The 13,412-nt window shown below is 58.5% G+C and carries 14 protein-coding genes; 1 reads left to right on the top strand and 13 read right to left on the bottom strand.

Annotated elements, in window-relative coordinates:
• Positions 1-137: 137 nt before the first annotated feature.
• On the top strand, positions 138-740 hold the full coding sequence (locus tag ACTG2W_RS18525) for an HAD family hydrolase (RefSeq protein ID WP_151286603.1): 603 nt from the start codon (positions 138-140) through the stop codon (positions 738-740).
• A 59-nt stretch (positions 741-799) separates the two neighbouring features.
• Here the strand turns inward: ACTG2W_RS18525 and ACTG2W_RS18520 are convergent, their stop codons facing one another.
• The 13 genes from ACTG2W_RS18520 to aroB all read right to left on the bottom strand — a co-directional run bounded on the left by ACTG2W_RS18520 (position 800) and on the right by aroB (position 13,410).
• A complete protein-coding gene (locus ACTG2W_RS18520) occupies positions 800-1,087 on the bottom strand; it encodes a hypothetical protein (RefSeq protein WP_421309089.1) in 288 nt (95 codons plus the stop codon).
• 234 nt (positions 1,088-1,321) lie between these two features.
• Complete coding sequence (locus ACTG2W_RS18515; protein ID WP_021229798.1) at positions 1,322-2,119, bottom strand: DUF1338 domain-containing protein; 798 nt, start codon at positions 2,117-2,119, stop codon at positions 1,322-1,324.
• A gap of 59 nt (positions 2,120-2,178) precedes the next feature.
• Positions 2,179-3,648 carry a succinylglutamate-semialdehyde dehydrogenase gene (astD, locus tag ACTG2W_RS18510; protein ID WP_421309091.1) on the bottom strand — a complete coding sequence of 490 codons (1,470 nt, stop codon included), beginning with the start codon at positions 3,646-3,648 and terminating at the stop codon, positions 2,179-2,181.
• Between the two features lie 72 nt (positions 3,649-3,720).
• On the bottom strand, positions 3,721-4,740 hold the full coding sequence (gene astA, locus ACTG2W_RS18505) for an arginine N-succinyltransferase (protein ID WP_005334994.1): 1,020 nt from the start codon (positions 4,738-4,740) through the stop codon (positions 3,721-3,723).
• A gap of 76 nt (positions 4,741-4,816) precedes the next feature.
• Positions 4,817-6,034, bottom strand: coding sequence for an aspartate aminotransferase family protein (locus tag ACTG2W_RS18500; protein ID WP_106842797.1), 1,218 nt, complete (start codon positions 6,032-6,034; stop codon positions 4,817-4,819).
• A gap of 276 nt (positions 6,035-6,310) precedes the next feature.
• Positions 6,311-6,892: an aminodeoxychorismate synthase component II gene (locus ACTG2W_RS18495; protein ID WP_106842798.1), complete on the bottom strand. Its 582-nt coding sequence runs from the start codon at positions 6,890-6,892 to the stop codon at positions 6,311-6,313.
• Between the two features lie 21 nt (positions 6,893-6,913).
• Positions 6,914-7,129, bottom strand: a complete 216-nt coding sequence (locus ACTG2W_RS18490; protein WP_005334997.1) for a hypothetical protein — start codon at positions 7,127-7,129, stop codon at positions 6,914-6,916.
• 118 nt (positions 7,130-7,247) lie between these two features.
• Positions 7,248-8,252 carry a tryptophan--tRNA ligase gene (gene trpS, locus ACTG2W_RS18485; RefSeq protein ID WP_005362251.1) on the bottom strand — a complete coding sequence of 335 codons (1,005 nt, stop codon included), beginning with the start codon at positions 8,250-8,252 and terminating at the stop codon, positions 7,248-7,250.
• A 42-nt stretch (positions 8,253-8,294) separates the two neighbouring features.
• On the bottom strand, positions 8,295-8,963 hold the full coding sequence (locus tag ACTG2W_RS18480) for a phosphoglycolate phosphatase (RefSeq protein WP_005335004.1): 669 nt from the start codon (positions 8,961-8,963) through the stop codon (positions 8,295-8,297).
• Positions 8,950-9,624, bottom strand: coding sequence for a ribulose-phosphate 3-epimerase (rpe, locus tag ACTG2W_RS18475; protein ID WP_058055646.1), 675 nt, complete (start codon positions 9,622-9,624; stop codon positions 8,950-8,952). Before rpe ends, ACTG2W_RS18480 begins: the two co-directional genes overlap by 14 nt.
• A 190-nt stretch (positions 9,625-9,814) precedes the next feature.
• A complete protein-coding gene (locus tag ACTG2W_RS18470; protein ID WP_005335008.1) occupies positions 9,815-10,687 on the bottom strand; it encodes a Dam family site-specific DNA-(adenine-N6)-methyltransferase in 873 nt (290 codons plus the stop codon).
• A gap of 70 nt (positions 10,688-10,757) precedes the next feature.
• Positions 10,758-12,338, bottom strand: coding sequence for an SPOR domain-containing protein (locus tag ACTG2W_RS18465; protein ID WP_106842799.1), 1,581 nt, complete (start codon positions 12,336-12,338; stop codon positions 10,758-10,760).
• On the bottom strand, positions 12,328-13,410 hold the full coding sequence (gene aroB / locus ACTG2W_RS18460; protein ID WP_005335012.1) for a 3-dehydroquinate synthase: 1,083 nt from the start codon (positions 13,408-13,410) through the stop codon (positions 12,328-12,330). Before aroB ends, ACTG2W_RS18465 begins: the two co-directional genes overlap by 11 nt.
• Between the last annotated feature and the right edge of the window lie 2 nt (positions 13,411-13,412).

Raw genomic sequence — 13,412 nt, 5'->3', positions numbered from 1 at the left:
GCAATGAACGGATTATTGTCTCACAAATCAGCAAGAGATAGAAAAAACGGCGGCCACAATCTGCCCAACCATGAAGCCGATCCCACAAAACGCCGACCGTTTCTGCTAGCCTGCTCTATTTGATTCGAGGAGCCCCCATGAGCGAGCGTGAGCAGTACGGGTTTGATCACTACGATGCCCTGATTTTCGATATGGATGGCACTTTGGTAGATTCCATGCCCCTTCATCTGGATGCCTGGGAGCTCACCTGCGCCGAATTCGGCATCCCCTTCGAGCGGGAACAGCTCTATCAGTACGGCGGCATTCCCACCCGCAAGATCATCGCCATGCTGGCCGAGCAGCAGGGGCTGACGGTGGATGTCGAGGCCTTTACCCGTCGCAAGATTGCCCTCTATATGGAACATATCGACAAGGCCAGCGTCTTTCCCAAGATGTGGGAACTGGTCAGGCACTATCACGGCAAGGTCAAGATGGGGATTGGCACCGGCTCACCGCGCAATCAGGCGGACTCCATCCTCAAAAGTACCGGACTCGACGCCTATATTTCGGTGGTGGTGAGCGCCGATGATGTCACCAACCACAAACCGCACCCCGACACCTTTTTGCGGGTGGCCGAGCTGCTCGGCGCCAATCCCGCCAACTGTCTGGTGTTTGAAGATACCCGGATCGGGCTTGAGGCTGGCAAGGCGGCAGGGATGGATACCGTGCTGGTTATCGAAGGTGACCTGCACCCGCGCTAAACGGCTCAGGGGCAAGCAGGCAAACCGATAAAATGGTGCCATCACAGTGGCACCATTTTTTATTCATGTGAACATGGCGGTAGCGTCAGTGCCCGGACAGAGTTGCGATCGCTGCCGGAATAGCGGCAACCGTCAAACAAAGGGCGTTTGGCGTTGGCCTCATCCTGTAGTGCCTGATGAGTGCGAAGCAGCTCAAGGGCTTCGGCCGGGGTATCTGCAAAGGTGGGGGCGGCGATGGCGGCAAATCCCTGTTCGACCAGTTGACGACGCTCATCGCTATAGCTGGGTGCATTGGCATCTAGATAGGTAAGCGCCTGACCCTGCTTGAAAAAGTGATAGTTAGGCATCGATTGGCCCCGCAAAAATAAAGCGCCATTCTACTCCTTTTTGCTCCACCGCCAGCGTCAATCTGTGTCGTCTCAAGTGATCTAGTTCACATTTTTATCAACACACATTTACCGGTTGAGCGCCGCACAAATCCCCTCCCCACGCGGCGTCAGACAACACTCGCCACCGTCACTCTGCGCCAAACAAAACGCCTCCACAAAGGAGGCGTTGCGACTGAAACAGGGTGGCTCCCGTTACATGGCATTCGTCGATTCGAAGATCTTGTCCGCCGAGGCCTCGACAAAGCCCGGATAGAGCACGCCATCGGCCTGCGGATAGCGCAGGGCAAACTCGTAGAAGCAGCTCGGGATAGTACGCACCCCATCGCTGAACGGCACCTCGGCTTTGTCGGCCATGGTGGAGGATTGCTCCAGCATCACCTGCGGGTCCCCTTTCACCTCGCCACCCACGCTGTTGAGCACAAAACCCGCCGCCTTGAGCGCCGCATTGACCTGATGGATGGTGTCGAAATCCTTCAACTTGTTGATATTGACCGTGAAGTGGTTAGCACGATAGCCCCATGCTGCCATCCAGGCCGCGTACTCGCTCTCCGCCAGCAGAGTCTGATAATCGGCATAGGAGACCTGCCAGGGGGCGCCGGTGTAGAGAAATGCCGGGGTATCGGTCAAATGATCGGGCACCTGATCCGCCAGCTTGTGGATGATGGCCTGGGCAGCCGGAGAGAGCTCTTCCACTTTCAGCTCGCTGATAAACACCTTGGGAGCGTCCGGATCCTGATGCTCGAAGTGCTTGGCGTAGAGCTTCTTGGCCTTGAAAACGTACTCGCCCTTCTGCTCGTAACCGAGCGCCAGGAAGTGGGCGGCCAGCTTCTCCAGCCCCAGCTTGGGCAGGTTGTAGGTACGAAACGCCACGTGATCGTTGACGATGGGCTCGCCGCCACCCAGCAGGGTGTGCACCTTGAGGGCGCTCGGGGTCACCTTGATGTAGTTGTCCCACAGATGGCTGAACAGGGTGTCGATATCCTTTTGCATCTCTCTTTCCTTTGATTGCGGGTACAGATGGGGGCACCGCTGGATGCCCCGTGTCGTTATTAGAAGTGCAGGCCGGGCGACAGTTGATCCGGCATAGCGGCTTTGCTGTCTTCGACAGAGGCAACCGGGTACGCACAATAGTCTGCGGCGTAGTAGGCGCTCGCCCTGTGGTTGCCAGAGGCGCCAATGCCACCAAACGGCGCGGCACTGGAGGCACCGGTGATGGGCTTGTTCCAGTTGACGATGCCGGCGCGGATCCGCTTGAAGAAGTGGTGCCAGTCCGCCTCCTTGTCACCCAGCAGACCGGCCGAGAGACCGTAGCGGGTGGCGTTGCCCTGATCGATGGCAGCATCGAAATCGTCATAGCGAATGAGCTGCAGCAGCGGGCCGAAGTACTCTTCGTCAGGCAACGCGCTCACTGAGGTCACGTCGATAATGCCCGGGGAGACAAAGCCTGTGCCCGCTTCCAGGTGCTTGAGGGTAAGCAAGTTCTCGCCACCGAGGCGCTGCAGGTTGGCTTGCGCCTCGACCATGCCAATCGCAGCCTTCTCGCTTATCATCGAGCCCATGAACGGCTGCTCGGCTGCGTCATAGAGGCCGACCTTGATCTGGCTAACCACCTCGACCAGTCGATTGACCAGGGCATCGCCCCGCTCGCCGCGCTCGACAAACAGGCGGCGGGAGCAAGTACAGCGCTGACCGGAAGTGATGAACGCCGACTGGACGATGGCATGGACGGCGCCGTCGATGTCGCTCACGTCTTTCACGATCAGCGGATTGTTGCCGCCCATCTCGAGGGCCAGAATTTTGCCCGGCTGGCCGGCAAACTGTTGATGGAGGAAATGGCCGGTGCGGGAGGAGCCGGTGAAGAAGAGGCCGTCGATATCCGGGTTGCCAGCCAGCGACTTGCCGGTCTCGACCTCCCCTTGCACCAGATTGAGCACGCCCTTGGGCAGCCCCGCCTCCTGCCACACCTTGACCATGGCTTCGGCCACCATGGGTGTCAGCTCGGAGGGTTTGAACACCACGGCGTTACCCGCAATCAGCGCCGGGACTATATGGCCGTTGGGCAGATGCCCCGGGAAGTTGTAAGGGCCGAACACCGCAACCACACCGTGGGGCTTGTGACGGACAAACGCCTTGGCGCCCGGCATGGCATTTTCAACAGTGCCGGTGCGCTCGTCGTGCGCCCGGATGGAGATGGCAATCTTGCCCTGCATGGCGGCCACTTCGGTGCGGGTCTCCCACAGCGGTTTGCCGGTTTCGCGGGCGATAGTCAGGGCCAGTGCCTCTTTCTGCTCGCCGAGCAGGTCGGCATAACGACGCACTATGGCCAGACGATCCTCAAGGCTCATGTCCGCCCAGTGATAGAAGGCGGCACGGGCGGCCTTGACGGCCGCATCCACCTGCGCCGCACTGGCGGCAGCCCCCTGCCAGATCACCTCGTTCTTGGCCGGATCGGTTGACTCGAACGGCTTGCCTTCACCGGCAAGCCACTGACCGTCGATAAATTGCACTAACTGGCTCATCCATTCACTCCCTGTCGCTGGCAGGCAGCCTCGGCTGCCTGTCTGATAATCGGTTTGCTTGTCCTGTTTGTCTCAGTCGAGGTCAACCACCCGCACCATGTCGCCATCCTGCACCTTGAGTGCCGCCGCCATCTTGGGCGGGATAATGGCTTCGTGCTTGTCGAGATCGACCCGGATATTGCCGTAGCAGGCGCGGTAATGCTCGAAACGGCTGTTGCAGATAAGGTGGGTCTTGCCACCGATGGGCTCGCCCACCAGCACCCGCAGCTTCTTGCTGCGGCGCACGCTGCGGATATTCTTCACGTCACACTCGACGGTGGGGCCCGCATCGAAGATATCGACGTAGCCACGGTTCACGAAGCCCTCGTCCTGCAGCATCTTGATGGCTGGACGGGTCTTCTCGTGGGTCTGACCGATAACGGCCCGTGCCTCTTTGCTCAGCAAATTGACGTAGATGGGGTACTTGGGCATCAACTCGGCGATAAAGCGCTTCTTGCCGATGCCGGTCAGATAGTCGACGGTGGGAAAATCCATCGAGAAGAAATGGGTTTGCAGCCACTCGTAGAAGGGGCTGTGACCGTTGGCATCGGAAACGCCGCGCATCTCGGCGAAGACGGTCTCGTCAAACAGCTCGGGGTGCTCGGCCATAAACAGAAAGCGGTGCTTGGAGAGCAGACGGCCGTTGAGCCCCTCGCGGGCACATTCGCGCAAGAACAGGGTGCAGAGCTCGGAGTTGCCGGTGTAGTCGTTGGAGAGGGTCAGGGTTTCAACGACGTTGTAGATGCCGAGCTTGGGGGAAGAGTGCACCACCTTGCCGATATGGTAGTTGTAAAACGGCTGGGAGAGACCAACCGCGGCATCGATGGCACAGGTGCCGACCATCTCGCCGGTCTCCAGATCCTCGGCCACGAAGAAGTAGAGGCAGTCCCCCTTGCCGGCGGGCTTGTCGGAAAAAGTCTGGGTAGAGGCGTCAATCTTGCGCTGCAGCAGCTCATCGTTGACGGGCAACGAGGTCATGCCGGTGCCGGACTCGATGGCGCAGGTCTTGAGCCCGGCAAAATCTTTTTGCTCGATGGGACGGATAACCAACATAAATGACAACTCCCTTTCATTGACGACAGGTGGGGTCCCGGCTCCTGCCGGGAGAGCTCCCCACCTCAATTTGGAATCAGGCGTTAACCACCTGGGCAACCGCCTTCTCGAAGCGGGCCAACCCTTCCTTGATGTCCGCTTCCGGGATCACCAGTGAAGGGGCAAAACGAACCACGTTGGTACCGGCCACCAGTGCCATCAGCCCCTGATCGATGGAGGCCAGCAGGAAGTCGCGGGAACGCCCCTTGTAGGCATCGCTCAGGGCCGCGCCCAGCAGCAGACCCTTGCCGCGGATCTCGCTAAAGCAGTGGTATTTGGCGTTGATCGCCTCGAGCCCCTCGCGGAACAGCTGTTCGCGCTGCTTGATGCCCGCCAGCACCTCCGGGGTATTGATCACGTCGATCACCGCCTCGGCGACCGCACAGGCCAGCGGGTTGCCGCCGTAGGTAGAGCCGTGAGTGCCCACTTTCAGGTAAGAAGCGATTTCGTCGGTGGTCAGCATGGCGCCGATGGGGAAACCGCCCCCCAGCGCCTTGGCGCTGGTGAGGATGTCCGGCGTGACGCCCAGACCCATATAGGCATAGAGATCACCGGTCCGCCCTACCCCTGACTGCACTTCGTCATACACCAGCAGGGCATTGTGTTTGTCGCACAGCTCGCGCACCCCTTTGGCAAACTCGTCGGTAGGACGAATGATGCCCCCCTCCCCTTGCAGCGGCTCCATCACCACGGCGCAGGTGTTGTCGGAGATCACCTCGGCCAGCGCCGCCAGATCGTTGTAGGGTACGTGGGTAATGTCACCGGGCTTGGGACCGAAGCCATCTGAGTAGGCAGCCTGGCCACCGACGCTGACGGTAAAGAAGGTACGACCGTGGAAGCCCTGATTGAAGGCGATGATCTGGGTCTTCTGCTCGCCAAACTTCTCGATGGCGTAGCGGCGAGCCAGCTTGAGGGCAGCCTCGTTTGCTTCGGCGCCGGAGTTGCAGAAGTAGACCTTGTCGGCGAAGGTGGCGGCGACCAGCTTCCTGGCCAGACGCAGGGCAGGCTCGTTGGTCATGACGTTGGAGAGGTGCCACAGCTTCTCGCCCTGGGTTTTCAGGGCCTCAACCAGCTTGGGATGACAGTGACCCAAACCGTTGACGGCGATGCCACCGGCGAAGTCGACATACTCGCGCCCTTCCTGATCCCAGACACGTGACCCTTCACCACGCACCGGGATGATCTTAGCGGGCGCATAGTTGGGAACCATCACTTCATCAAACACTTCACGTGTCACTGCCAACAACTCTGACATATAGCTCTCCTTCGATTCGGCGACAGAATAATCCACCGCCCAAAAGTTAAATCCGTGTAAACGTGACGGGATTATCACAGAAATAAAGTAAAAAGTCTGTAACAAGACGGCCTATAAGGAACAATGTTCGATTGCTCTTGAGATTTTAGGCAACCGCATTGCATAACGACTCAGGGGGGCTTGGCAAGAGATAATTTGGGCAGGAGAGGGGGTGAATAAAGTGTCAGGGAAATTTTTTTTGCCTTCTCTCGAACTTGAGAAGGCGATCACAACTTTTTATGAACGCGCCAGAAAGTTGGCCAGCAACTGATGGCCCTGTTCACTCAAAATACTCTCCGGATGGAACTGAACACCCTCGACAGGGAGCGTCTTGTGGCGCAGCCCCATGATCTCGTCAAACGAGCCATCGGCATGCTCGCTCCAGGCGGTGATGTCGAAGCAGTCAGGCAGCGTGTCGCGCTCCACCACCAAGGAGTGGTAACGGGTCACCCTCAGCGGGTTGTTGAGCCCCTTGAACACCCCCTCATTGCAATGGCGGATGAGCGAGGTTTTGCCGTGCATTACCTGACGGGCACGTATTACGCGGGCGCCGAAGGCCTGCGCCAGCGACTGATGACCGAGACAGACGCCGAGAATGGGCAGCTTGCCAGCAAAGTGGCTGATGGCATCGAGAGAGATCCCCGCCTCATTGGGCGTACAGGGACCGGGAGAGATCACCAGAAAACGGGGGGAGAGTTGCGTGATGGCATCAAGCGTCAGTTCATCATTGCGCTTGACCACAACCTCTTGTCCCAGGGCACCGAAATATTGCACCAGGTTCCAGGTAAAAGAGTCGTAGTTATCGATCAACAACAGCATGAGATAACCAACAGCGGAGAATTAACGATCGAGATAACGACCCTGTTCCATTTCCCGTTCACGCTGACACTCGGCCAGATAGATGGCGGCAGCAACGGCAGGGGTTTTATGGTGCTTGTCGATGGCATTGGAGACCATCAACTGCAGGGTATTGAGGTTTTTCGCCTTGCGAAATTTACGTAGCCAGTGACCTTTGTCACTCAGCTCTTCAGCAGAAATAGTTGGTTGAACAGGCATGCTTTCTCTTGGGGATATTACCCAGGTTGAAATAAAGAAATTAAACAAAATAGCTAGGCAGAAAATAAAGAAAGCCAGGCAAATACCCAGCTCTCTTCTACTACACCTTCCCAGTATGTCAGGCTCGAGGAACGAAGCCGACTACATCATATACGCTGGTCAGGGTTTTTTCAGCTCTTTCGCGCGCCTTTTGTGCGCCTTCAGCCAGAATCGCGATCAGATGGGCCTCATCCTGACGCAACTCGTGGAAACGAGCCTGGATCGGTTCCAGCAGCGCCACCACGGCTTCGGCGGTTTCGGTCTTGAGGTGACCGTACATCTTGCCTTCGAAGTGCTGCTCCAGCTCGGGGATGGAGCGGCCGGTCACACCGGACATCAGGGTCAGCAGGTTGGAGACACCCGGTTTGTTTTCCGGGTCGAAACGCACCACAGCCGGCTCGTCGGAGTCGGTCACCGCACGCTTGATCTTCTTGACGATCTGCTTGGGATCTTCCAGCAGGCCGATGAAGTTGGCCTCGTTGTCATCCGACTTGGACATCTTCTTGGTCGGATCCTGCAGACTCATCACCCGCGCCCCTTCGGTCGGAATGAAAGGCTCCGGCATGGTGAACACTTCACCATAGAGGTTGTTGAAACGGGTACAGATGTCACGGGTCAGCTCCAGATGCTGCTTCTGGTCGTTGCCGACCGGCACCTGATTGGCCTGATAGAGCAGGATGTCGGCCGCCATCAGCACCGGATAGCCGAACAGGCCGACGTTGACGTTGTTCTCGAAACGGGCGGACTTGTCCTTGAACTGGGTCATGCGCGACAGCTCACCCATCTGGGTATAGCAGTTGAGGATCCAGCCCAGCTCGGCGTGCTGCGGCACGTGAGACTGGATAAAGACGGTGCTCTTCTTGGGATCGATACCGACCGCCAGATAGAGGGCAGCCGCATCCAGACAAGCCTTGCGCAGGGCAGCCGGGTCCTGGCGAGTGGTGATGGCGTGCAGATCGACGATGCAGTAGAGGCAGTCGAACTCATCCTGCATGTTGACCCACTGACGCAGGGCCCCCATGTAGTTGCCGATGGTCAGTTGACCGGAGGGTTGCGCTCCGCTCAATACGATTGGTTTAGTCATGAGAGTGTTAATCCTTGTTATTCAGCCAGCCCAGCTGCGCTATTAGACCAAAAGTGCATCGAGCTGGGCAAACTGCTCGAATACCCAGTCTGGATGGGAGTCGGCGATGGGACGGCCATAGTTGTAGCCGTATGTAAGACCCACCACCTTCATGCCAGCCGCCTTGGCCGCCAGCACGTCATTTTCTGAGTCGCCCACCATTAGAGTGCGAGCCGGGCTCACCCCCAACTCTTGGCAAGCGTGCAGCAAGGGCTCCGGGCTCGGCTTCTTGACCGGCACGCAGTTGCCGCCAAGCCAGAGTTCGAAACAATCGCTGATGCCAAGGGCATCGAGGATGGGTGCCACGAAATCGCTCGGCTTGTTGGTGACGATCGCCTGCTTGTAGCCCAGGCTTTGCAAGCGACGCAGACTCTGGGCCACCCCGTCATACATCGCCAGCCCTTGCAGCAGGCATGCGTTGTAGTGCTGGAAAAAAATCGGTCTGGCCTTGGCAAACAGCTCGGGATCGGCCTCGCGATAGGCGAGCGCCCGCTGGATCAGCTTGTCGGCACCATTGCCGACCCAGGTACGGATAACCGCTTCATCAGCTTGTTCCAGACCCAGATCAGCCAGAGTCAGATTGACCGCCAGCGCCAGCTGGGCGGCACTGTCAATCAGGGTGCCGTCCAGATCGAACAGCACCAAATCAAATGCGCGCTCAGCGTGTGACATGAGCCAGCTCCGCACGCATCTTGTCGATCACCGCCTTGTAGTCAGGCTGGCTGAAAATGGCAGAGCCGGCGACAAACATGTCGGCACCCGCTTCGGCGATCTCGCGAATGTTATCGACCTTCACCCCACCATCGATCTCGAGGCGAATGTCACGGCCGCTCTCGTCGATCAGGCGACGTACCTGACGCAGCTTGTCGAGGGTGCCGGGGATAAAGCTCTGGCCACCGAAGCCCGGGTTGACCGACATCAGCAGGATCACGTCCAGCTTGTCCATCACATACTCGAGGCAGGAGAGCGAGGTAGCCGGATTAAGCACCAGACCGGCCTGGCAGCCCATCTCCTTGATCAGGCCCAGAGAACGGTCGACATGGTCGGAGGCTTCCGGATGGAAGGTGATGAGGGAAGCACCCGCCTTGGCAAAATCAGGAATGATGCGATCTACCGGCTTGACCATCAGATGCACGTCGATGGGGGCCTCGATACCAAAGTCACGCAGCGCCTGACAGACCATGGGGCCAATGGTCAGGTTGGGGACATAGTGGTTGTCCATCACGTCGAAGTGAACCACGTCAGCACCGGCAGCCAGTACCTTGGCTACGTCGTCACCCAGACGGGCAAAATCGGCAGAGAGGATCGAGGGGGCAATCAGAAAGTCTTTCATCAGCATCATCCATTGGCAGCCAGGGAGAAAAAGCGGCGCAATTTTAACGTAAATGGCGGGCGAAAACGACTCGAAAGCGGGAGAAATGGGGCAATCGCCTCCCCTCCCCCAGCCACCCGGGTTTTGGGGCATCGGCACGGGCCCAGGCGCGCCCATAAAAAAACGGCGCCCCTGGGCGCCGCATGGTCTGTTACGTCAGTGGCAGCAGTTCACTGTCGCTGGGATAGTAGCCCTGCTCCGGCTCGATACCGGGGGGATAGAGCGCCAACAACTCGGCCACCTTGTTGCGGGTGCCGCCGTTGCGGCTGATAGTGCGCTTGACCAGGATCTCGTCGAGGCGGGCACCGCGATAAAGCTCACGAGTCAGCTCGATATCGTGGTTGCTGATCAGCACCGGCACCCCTTTGTGAGCGGCTGTGTGGCGGGCCAGTCGAGCCAGGATCGCCTGATCATCCAGGGTAAACCCACCGGAGGCATAGGTGGTGAAGCTCGCCGTAGTGGAGAGCGGCGCATAGGGTGGATCACAGTAAATAACCCAATCCTCTTCGGCACGCTTGATGGCATCGGCGTAGCTCTCGCAGATAAAGGTCGCCTTCTGCGCCTTTTCGGCAAAGGCCCACAGCTCTTTTTCCGGGAAATAGGGTTTCTTGTAGGAACCGAACGGCACGTTGAAGCCGCCCTTCTTGTTGTAGCGGCACAGTCCGTTGAAACCGTGACGGTTGAGAAACAGGAACAAGAGTGCCCGCTCGAAGGTGGTCTCGGTCTGATTGAACTGGGTACGCAGCCGGTAATAGGCCGCCTTGTGGTTGTGCTCTGCCACAAACAGCTTGCGCGCCTCGGCAATGAAACTGTCCGGCGTCAGCTTGAGGTGGTTGTACAGGCAGATCAGATCCGGATTGATGTCGTTGAGCACATACGCGTCGTAGTCGGTGTTGAGAAACACTGACCCGGCCCCGACGAAGGGCTCCAGCAACACACGCCCGGCCGGCAGGCGCTCGGCAATCTCTTCAACCAGGGAGTATTTTCCCCCGGCCCATTTTAAAAAAGCGCGTGTTTTTTTCATGGAAATCCGGTGTGTAAGAAGGCAAGACCCAAAAAGGGGGACGATTCTACCCCCTTATCCGGTATCAAGGCTATTGCTTCAGCTCTTTTTGTACCTGTGCAAACGACTTGGGCCAGGGCTGGCCTTTCAGCAAGGCTGGCGGAAGCTTGCGAATGGCACTTTTGGCCTGGGTCAGACCGGCATAATCCCCTTGCAGCACCACGTACCAAGGGCTGCCACGGAATTTGGTCTGATAGACCCATACCTTGCCCGCCAGACCATGCTCGGCGACAAACTGATCCACCGCCTTGGTGTTGCTCGCCCCCATCAGCTGAACGCTGTAGTGATTGCGCGGCTTCTTGTTCAAGGTGGCGACCGGTGTCAGGGCCACCTTGGGTGCTGGCGCGGCAACCGGCTCGTTGCTGGCGGTTTTGGTGGTGGCAGCAGGCGTTGCGGTTGTCACCGGGTTCTGTACCTTGCTAGTGCTGGCTGGTGCTGTGGTTGCGACTGCACCACTGGGGGCTGTGCCACTCGGGTTCTTGCCGGTCAGCTCGTCCACCACGTCAGTAGGCAGTGCGCCGCTCACCTTGGGTTCGGTCATCAGCTTTTGCACGACCTCGTCAGAGATCACCACCCGACGCCCTTCGTAATTGGTTGATTCGGTGGTCACAGTTTCGCTCTCCACCGATTTGGGCAGCACTTTCGCCTCCGGCTGCCAATCTTTCACCACCCCGTTGGGATTACTGGCTGCAGCGCTGTTTTGCGCGCCTTGTGCAGCGGAATCGGTATTCGAACCGCCAGCGGTGAGGGGATCGCCTCCCGCTACCGGGATCGGCAATGCCGTATTTTGCGCCGGATCCTGCAGTGCCGGTTTGCTTTCATTGTCAAACAGCGCAGGCAGCAGGTAGCTCAGCGCCAGCAGGCCGCCAGCGACCAGCGCGATAGCGGTGGCAATCTTCTTGACAGGCAACTCCGCCTGACGCTTCTTGGGCCTTCTGTCGGTCATGATATCCTCCAGTAACTGCATGATGGTGGACGGATGTCCGTTCGCCGTTTTCAGGATCTCCTCCACTTGCGGCTTGGGCAAGAGGGTCGCCGGGATCTTGAGCTCTTTGGCTTTCTCATACAAGAAGATGCGCTGCTCGGGCGGGCTCAGTGGCGGCACTTCCAGCTCAAGGGCTGGCATGGCACGCCCTTTGAGCTGCGGTCGTTGCGTACGACACCAGACGTCACTGCCCGAGACAATAATGGCCAGCTGATGGGGCGTCGCCAGGGTATCGTTATGACGGATGATCGCCCACAACTCTCCCAGCAGTTCGGCTGGCAACTGGTCGGCCCGCTCTATCAACAGCAGCAGGGTGGCAGGCTTGCTCCCCTCCAGCATGCGAAAGAAGCTCTCCGCCAGCGCATCCTGTGGATTGAACAGCGGGCGCGCCACTACCTGTGGCAATAACAGCTGACGCACATCCACCATCTTCATGGCAGGCGTGCCGATCAGGCTCACCACCCGCACTTTTTCCGGCAACACGCCGAGCAGGGATTCGCACAGCGTACCGCGACCACAACCGGGTTTACCGGAGAGAAAAATGAAAGGGTGATTGAATTCAATCAGATGCAGCAGCCGGTCAACCAGCTGCCGCTGGGAAGGAAGTTTTAGCAGTTTATTCGTCACGACCAGACTCGATCACCGCCAGCAACTCGGCATCGGACACATCCCCCACCACCTGCGCATGGCCGATACCAACCGGCAACACCAGACGCAGCTTGCCTTCCAGCACCTTCTTGTCACGGCGCATATGGCGAATAAAGGCGGCGAAATCCATCTCGGCAGGCGCATGAATGGGCAGATTGGCGGCCAGCAGCAGGGCGCGCACTCGCGCAACGTCCGCTTCGCTCATATCGCCACGGGCCTGCGCAGTCCAGGCTGCCAGCATGGTGCCGGCGGATACTGCTTCACCGTGCAGCCAGTTGCCATACCCCTGCTCGGCCTCGATGGCATGACCAAAGGTGTGACCCAGATTGAGCAGCGCACGGACGCCGTGCTCGGTCTCATCCTGACCGACCACATCGGCTTTGATCTCGCAGCAGCGTTTGATGGCGTAGGCCAGCGCGGCAGGTTCCAGCTGTTGCAGACGCACCATGTTCTGCTCCAGCCAGCTGAAGAAATCAGCATCCCAAATGATGCCGTACTTGATCACCTCGGCCATCCCTGCGGCAAATTCGCGGGCGGGCAAGGTACTCAGACATTCGGTATCGATAACAACTTGTTTGGGCTGATAAAAAGCCCCAATCATGTTCTTGCCGAGGGGGTGGTTGACAGCGGTTTTACCGCCAACAGAGGAGTCAACCTGGGAGAGCAGAGTGGTCGGGATCTGGATAAAAGGAATGCCACGTTGATAGCTTGCTGCCGCAAAGCCCACCACATCCCCGATCACGCCGCCCCCCAGAGCGATCAGTGTCGTATCGCGCCCATGGTTGGTTTCAAGCAGAGCAGACATGATCTGCTCAAAGGTCGCCAGGCTCTTGTACGCCTCGCCGTCAGGCAGGATCAGGTGTTCAACCTGAAAACCCGACAACAGAGCGGTTACCTGTTCAAGATAAAGCGGAGCAACGACCGTGTTGGTCACTATCATCACCCGCTTGCCCTTGATGGTCGATACCAGCGCCTCGGGGCGCTGCAACAACCCGGCAGCTATCTCGATGGGATAGCTGCGTTCACCCAGTTCGACCTTCAACCGTTCCATGG

This window comes from Aeromonas sp. 96A (assembly GCF_051919165.1).
Taxonomy (GTDB): domain Bacteria; phylum Pseudomonadota; class Gammaproteobacteria; order Enterobacterales; family Aeromonadaceae; genus Aeromonas; species Aeromonas veronii.
This window is presented reverse-complemented; position numbering and strand designations above follow the sequence as displayed.

What these genes read in the sequence shown, in the direction of transcription:
- ACTG2W_RS18480 (WP_005335004.1), bottom strand. Translation starts at nt 8,963, where the DNA reads ATGTCACACGCTGAGCGCGCATTTGATTTGGTGCTGTTCGATCTGGAC.
- astD (WP_421309091.1), bottom strand. Translation starts at nt 3,648, where the DNA reads ATGAGCCAGTTAGTGCAATTTATCGACGGTCAGTGGCTTGCCGGTGAA.
- ACTG2W_RS18515 (WP_021229798.1), bottom strand. Translation starts at nt 2,119, where the DNA reads ATGCAAAAGGATATCGACACCCTGTTCAGCCATCTGTGGGACAACTAC.
- ACTG2W_RS18525 (WP_151286603.1), top strand. Translation starts at nt 138, where the DNA reads ATGAGCGAGCGTGAGCAGTACGGGTTTGATCACTACGATGCCCTGATT.
- ACTG2W_RS18470 (WP_005335008.1), bottom strand. Translation starts at nt 10,687, where the DNA reads ATGAAAAAAACACGCGCTTTTTTAAAATGGGCCGGGGGAAAATACTCC.
- aroB (WP_005335012.1), bottom strand. Translation starts at nt 13,410, where the DNA reads ATGGAACGGTTGAAGGTCGAACTGGGTGAACGCAGCTATCCCATCGAG.
- trpS (WP_005362251.1), bottom strand. Translation starts at nt 8,252, where the DNA reads ATGACTAAACCAATCGTATTGAGCGGAGCGCAACCCTCCGGTCAACTG.
- ACTG2W_RS18500 (WP_106842797.1), bottom strand. Translation starts at nt 6,034, where the DNA reads ATGTCAGAGTTGTTGGCAGTGACACGTGAAGTGTTTGATGAAGTGATG.
- rpe (WP_058055646.1), bottom strand. Translation starts at nt 9,624, where the DNA reads ATGAAAGACTTTCTGATTGCCCCCTCGATCCTCTCTGCCGATTTTGCC.
- ACTG2W_RS18490 (WP_005334997.1), bottom strand. Translation starts at nt 7,129, where the DNA reads ATGCCTGTTCAACCAACTATTTCTGCTGAAGAGCTGAGTGACAAAGGT.
- astA (WP_005334994.1), bottom strand. Translation starts at nt 4,740, where the DNA reads ATGTTGGTTATCCGTCCCATCGAGCAAAAAGATTTTGCCGGGCTCAAG.
- ACTG2W_RS18495 (WP_106842798.1), bottom strand. Translation starts at nt 6,892, where the DNA reads ATGCTGTTGTTGATCGATAACTACGACTCTTTTACCTGGAACCTGGTG.
- ACTG2W_RS18520 (WP_421309089.1), bottom strand. Translation starts at nt 1,087, where the DNA reads ATGCCTAACTATCACTTTTTCAAGCAGGGTCAGGCGCTTACCTATCTA.